Raw genomic sequence first — 3,901 nt, 5'->3', positions numbered from 1 at the left:
CCGAGCGCGCCCATGACCGGGATCGTCACGACGGCCCAGCTCTCGGCCACCATCGGCCAGAAGCGCGACGCGCCACGCCAGCGGCCGGCGATCGCGATGCGGATGCCGATGAGGAACATGCCGAGCATCGACAGCGGCCAGAACAGGTCGAGCAGCAACCAGCCCGGCTGGGTCAGGTCGGAGACACCGATGGCGTCGACAACCGTGGAGGCGATCGCCAGACCGACGAGGCCGGTCTCGACCCGGATGACAGCCCGCGCGAACCGGCCCGTGCCGAGCGCCTGCGTGCGGTCGAGCACGCGCAGCAGGAGGAGCAGTCCGACCTGGAGGAGTCCCGACCCGAGGCCGAAGAGCAGCAGTGGGAGCGCCTCCTTGGCCGGGTCCGGCCCGAACGCGCCGATGGCGGCCGCCCACGCCAACGCACCGGCCGTGAGGACGCGGCCGTGGGCCACGAAGGGTCTGGATCCTGCGGATCCCGGTGTCGCGGCAGGGCCGAGGTCGGAGCGGGCCGGGGCGGGCCTCTGGGTGACGGTCATGACGTACTCCTCGATGTGGTGGCGCCCCCTTGGCGCCGTCGGGATGAACTCTCCGCAGGCGCACGGCCCGAGTGGCAGGGAGCGGCGTCCCGGCTTCCGTCCCGACCCGATGTCCCGGACGTTCGGGACAGCGATCCCGGGACAGCGGGACAGGTGCACCGGCACACTGGCGCGGTGACGCTGACAACCGCCGTGGCCACCGGGACCCGCCGTGCCCCGGGCGTGCCGGGCGCCGTCGTCCTCGCGCTCGTGGTCGGGACCGTGCTCGCGGCCCTGCTCGACCTCCAGGGCGGTGACGTCCAGCGCGCGGAGGCGAGCCTCGGCCACGGGGCGTTCACGGCAGCCATCGGCGCCGTCGTCGGCACCCTGGGTGCGGTCATCCTGTGGTTCCGCGAGCGTCACCGCATCGGCATCCTGCTCGCCGGCACCGGGGCGCTCTGGACGGCAGACGGCGTCCTCGAGGCGTATGCCGTCAAGGGGCTCGCGAGCGAACCTTCCCTACCCGGCACCGGGCTCGCGGTCTGGTTCGTCGCCGAGGTGGGGTCCCTGCTGCTCGTCGCCGTGCCCCTCCTGCTCGTCCTCTACCCCTCTGGACACCTCGTTCAGGGACGTTGGCGCACCGTATCGCTGGCGGCAGTGACCCTGTCCCTTGCGCTACCGCTCGCGCTCCTCCTCGCGCCGGACGAGTTCATCTACCCGCCCGCGCTCCTCGAGCGGCTCGGGCCGCTCCCCGGGCCCACGCTGCCCCTCCCGGCAGACGTGGTGGAGGTCGGTCTGACGGTCGCCCAGGCGCTGACGACGGCGGCCATGCCGTTAGCCGCCGCAGTCGTCTTCGCGCGGCATGCTCGGGCGAGTGGCGCCGAGCGCACCCAGCTCCGATGGCTCCTCTGGGCTGCCCTCATCAGCCTCCTCGCCGGGGGCGTCATGCTCCTCGACCTGTCCGGCCCGGTGGGCCTGACCGCCCTGCTCGTGGCCCTCGGGGTGACGAGCGTGTCGGTCGTGATCGGCATCGTCCGGCCCGAGCTCGGCGACATCGACGCGCTCGTCGGCGGCACGCTCGTCCACGCCGGGATCGCGGCCAGCCTCCTCGCCCTCGACCTCACCCTCCTCGCCGTCCTCACCGACGTGCTCGACGGGCGACTCGGGCAGCGGGAGGTCACCGTGCTCGTCCTGCTCGTCGCCGTCACCGCCTACAGCCCGCTCCGCACGTGGTTCTCGTCCCTCGTGCGCCGGCGCTTCCTCGGCCGCCGCGGCGAGCGGTACGCCGTCGTGTCGACCCTCGCCGCGCGGCTCGAGGAGTCCCCCAGCCTGGCCGAGCAGCTCCCCACCCTCGCGGCCGCCGTGTCCGAGGCCTTCCGTCTGCCCTATGTCGGGGTCGAGGTCGTCATCGGCGGCGGCGAGCGGCTGACCGCCACCCACGGCCGCGAGACGGCGGCCACCCGCGACTTCCCGATGGCCTACCGCGGCGAGCCGATCGGCACGATCAGCCTGCCGGACGACGGCATCCGGTCCATGCTCTCCCGTCGCGACCGTGACCTCCTGCTCGACGTCGTGCGCCAAGCTGCCATCGCCGTGCGCAGCACCGTGCTCGCACAGCAGCTCCAGCACGCCCGCGAGCAGCTCGTCCTCGCCCGGGAGGAGGACCGACGCCGGATCAGGCGAGACCTGCACGACGGGCTCGGGCCCGTCCTTGGCGGGGTCGCCATGCGCCTCGACGCCGCGGGCAACGCCGTCGCGGCCGACCCAGAACGCAGCATCCGGCTCATCGCGCAGGCCCGCAGCGAGATCACCGAGGCGCTCGCGGACGTCCGACGCCTCGTGCACGGCCTCCGCCCGCCGGCCCTGGACGACCTCGGACTGCGCGCCGCGATCGACCAGCAGGCCGAGCGAGCCCGCACGGGTGGACTCGTGGTCGAGGTCGCCTCCGACGACCTGGCCGGCCTGCCCGCAGCCGTCGAGGTCGCCGCCTACCGGATCGTCTCCGAGGCCCTCGCGAATGTCACCCGACACGCCGCCGCCGCGCACTGCACGGTCCGGCTCAGCCGCTCGGCCGGACAGCTCGTCGTCACTGTGGTCGACGACGGTCAGGGCATCGCGGCGGACGTCGTGGCCGGCGTGGGGCTGCGCTCCCTCAGGGAGCGAGCCGAGGAGCTGGGCGGCCAGTGTGAGGTCCGGTGTCCCGCCACGGGCGGTACTGAGGTGCGAGCATGGCTGCCGACGAGCGAGGGAGGGATCGCGTGACCGATACCCGCAGCCACCCCATTCGGGTGCTCATCGCCGACGACCACCCCGTGTTTCGGGACGGGCTGGCCTCTCTCCTCGAGCCACACCCGGACATCGAGGTCGTGGCCCGGGCAGCCGACGGGGCCGAGGCGGTGGCACTCGTCGCGGAGCACCGCCCCGACGTCGTCGTCATGGACCTGCAGATGCCAGTCCTCAACGGGATCGAGGCCACGCGCCGGATCCTCGCCGAGCACCCCGACGTCCGCGTCCTGGTGTTCACCATGGGCGAGGACGACGGCACCCTCCTGTCGGCCATCCGCGCTGGAGCCCGTGGCTACCTCGTCAAGGGCGCTGCCCAGGAAGAGGTGACTCGGGCCATCGCGGCCATCCACTCGGGCGGTGTCGTCTTCGGGGCCAGCCTCGCCGCCCGCATCGGCGAGCTGCTCACCGCGCCGGCGGCTTCCCCCGGAGCAGCGGAGTTCCCCATGCTCACCGAGCGCGAGCGCGAGGTCCTCGACCTCATTGCCGCCGGCCGCAGCAACGCGCAGATCGCGAGTGCCCTCTTCCTCGCGCCGAAGACCGTGCGCAACAACGTCTCGAGCATCCTGTCCAAGCTGCAGGCAACCGACCGTGCCGAGGTCATCATCCGAGCCCGGGAGGCCGGCCTCGGCCAGCACTGACGGCGAGGCTCCCTCAGGAGTCGAGTGCCTCGATCGCCTCGGCGGTCGCGAGCACCTTGCGGGCGGTGTCGACGTGGAGGCTCTCCACGAGCTTGCCCTTGTACGTCGCGACGCCCTTGCCCTGGGCGACCGCCTCCTCGAAGGCCGCGATGAGGCCCTTGGCGTCCTCGACCTGCTCGGCGCTCGGCGCGAAGACCTCGTTGGTCACCTCGACCTGCCCCGGGTGGATCAGGGTCTTGCCGTCGAACCCCATCTGCCGGCCCTGGACACACTCGTCACGCAGACCGTCGAGGTCCTTGACGTCCATCCAGACACCGTCGATGACGGCCACGCCGACCGCCCGGGCACCGAGCAGCGTCATCGACAGCGCCGTGAGCAGCGGCTGCCGACCGGGCACCAGCTCGGCGCCGAGCTCCTTGTTGAGGTCGTTCGTGCCCATGACGAAGACGGTGAGGCGCTCGG

At 72.9% G+C, this 3,901-nt stretch carries 4 protein-coding genes; 2 read left to right on the top strand and 2 right to left on the bottom strand.

The annotated features are described in order from the left end of the window. The coding region (locus LOY02_RS18315; protein ID WP_317183805.1) for a hypothetical protein at positions 1-536 on the bottom strand (536 nt) is incomplete at its 3' end. Between the two features lie 174 nt (positions 537-710). Between LOY02_RS18315 and LOY02_RS18310 the strand changes: the two genes are divergently transcribed. Beyond that, positions 711-2,777, top strand: coding sequence for a sensor histidine kinase (locus LOY02_RS18310; RefSeq protein WP_317183804.1), 2,067 nt, complete (start codon positions 711-713; stop codon positions 2,775-2,777). Next, entirely contained in the window at positions 2,774-3,439 is a 666-nt protein-coding gene (locus tag LOY02_RS18305) for a response regulator transcription factor (RefSeq protein WP_317183803.1), read from the top strand. Before LOY02_RS18310 ends, LOY02_RS18305 begins: the two co-directional genes overlap by 4 nt. A gap of 13 nt (positions 3,440-3,452) precedes the next feature. On the opposite strand, the gene LOY02_RS18300 is transcribed toward LOY02_RS18305, so the two are convergent. After that, positions 3,453-3,901 (bottom strand): HpcH/HpaI aldolase/citrate lyase family protein (locus tag LOY02_RS18300; protein ID WP_317183802.1); only part of this gene is annotated, 449 nt, incomplete at its 5' end.

This window comes from Intrasporangium sp., assembly GCF_032907665.1.
Lineage (GTDB): Bacteria > Actinomycetota > Actinomycetes > Actinomycetales > Dermatophilaceae > Intrasporangium.
The sequence above is the reverse complement of the archived record's forward strand: the minus strand, read 5'-3'. Positions and strand labels throughout refer to the sequence as shown.